This window comes from Kitasatospora cheerisanensis KCTC 2395, from assembly GCF_000696185.1.
Taxonomy (GTDB): domain Bacteria; phylum Actinomycetota; class Actinomycetes; order Streptomycetales; family Streptomycetaceae; genus Kitasatospora; species Kitasatospora cheerisanensis.
Window position 1 is genome coordinate 7927273 of sequence record NZ_KK853997.1, and the last position, 1383, is coordinate 7928655.

Consider the following 1383-nt stretch of genomic DNA (forward strand, 5'->3'; position numbering starts at 1 on the left):
CGTCAACGCGCCAGCAGCTCCCGGATCGCCGCGGCCACCTCGTCCGGCGCCTCCTCGGCCATGAAGTGCCCCGCACGGGTGAGCCGGTGGTCGAGGTCCGGCGCCCACGCGCGCCAGACCCCGGCCGCGTCGTAGCCCAACTGCGCACCCCAGTCCTGCTGGACCACCGTGACCGGCATGGCCAGCTGGGTGCCGGCGTCGAGATCCGCCCGGTCGTGCGCCACGTCGACGCCCGCCGACGCCCGGTAGTCCGCGACGATCGACGGCACCGCCGCCGCACTCGCCCGCAGGTACTCCGCCCGCACCGCCGGCGGCATCGCGGCCGGATCGCCCGCCCAGGCGTCCAGGAAGGACCCGAAGAACGCGTCCGCACTGTTCGCGATCATCGTCTCGGGCAGGCCCGGCGGCTGCGCCATCAGGTACAGGTGGTAGCCGACCGCCGCCGACACGCCCTGCAGCACGTTCCACATGTCGAGCGTCGGCACGATGTCCAGGATCCCGAGGTGCGTCACCGTCTCGGGGTGGTCCAACCCGGCGCGGAAGGCCACCAGCGCACCCCGGTCGTGACCCACCAGCGCGAACTGCTCGTGACCGAGCGCCCCCGCCAGCGCGACCACGTCGGCGGCCATCGTGCGCTTGGCGTACACCTCCTCGTCGACCGCGTCCGGCTTGTCGCTCGCACCGTAACCGCGCAGGTCGGGGCAGATCACCGTGTGCTCCCCGGCCAGCCGCTCCGCGACCTGACGCCACATCAGCCGGGTCTGCGGAAAACCGTGCAACAACACCACCGGACTGCCCGAACCGCCCACCACGGCGGACAGCTCCACACCGGGCGCCACCGGCACCCGGACGGGCTCGAAATCTGAGAAAGCGAGAGTCATGACAGAACCGTCCTTGCAGATCGGGGGAGGGAGACGCTGACCGGACCAGCCTCCCCGAGCCCGATCAGCAAACGATCAGTGCCGCTCGCGCGAGCCCGCCCCGCGCCCGCCCCGGGGGTCCGATCAGCAAGCGATCAGTGCCGTTCGCCCGCACCCGCCCCCGCCCAGCAGGATGGGGACATGCGCACCGACACCACCGGCCACCACCACCCCGCCCCCGACCACGGAGTGCGCATCGAAGTGCTCGGCCCGGTCCGCGCCCTGCACCCCGACGGCACCCCCGTCGACCTCGGCGGACCGCGCCACCGCGAAGTACTCGCCCGGCTGGTCACCGCCGAAGGACGCACCGTCGCCACCGACACCCTCGTCGACGACCTGTGGACCGACCCGCCCGCCCGCGCCGTCGGCGCCCTGCGCACCTTCGTCGCCGCACTCCGCCGCGCCCTGGAACCCGCCCGGCCGCCCCGCACCCCGCCCCATCTGATCGTCACCGAGGGCCCGG

Annotated in this window: 2 protein-coding genes; one reads left to right on the forward strand and one right to left on the reverse strand. The window is 73.7% G+C overall.

Annotation, left to right across the window (positions count from 1 at the left end; genetic code table 11):
• Positions 1-2: 2 nt before the first annotated feature.
• Positions 3-881 (reverse strand): alpha/beta fold hydrolase, encoded by an 879-nt coding sequence (locus KCH_RS35615; RefSeq protein ID WP_035870224.1) that lies wholly within the window; start codon positions 879-881, stop codon positions 3-5.
• Between the two features lie 228 nt (positions 882-1109).
• Here KCH_RS35615 and KCH_RS35620 point away from each other — a divergent pair.
• Positions 1110-1383: AfsR/SARP family transcriptional regulator (locus tag KCH_RS35620; RefSeq protein WP_167574246.1), on the forward strand; the 274-nt coding region annotated here is incomplete at its 3' end.

Coding starts and splice junctions, on each gene's coding strand:
- KCH_RS35615 (WP_035870224.1), bottom strand. CDS start 881: ATGACTCTCGCTTTCTCAGATTTCGAGCCCGTCCGGGTGCCGGTGGCG.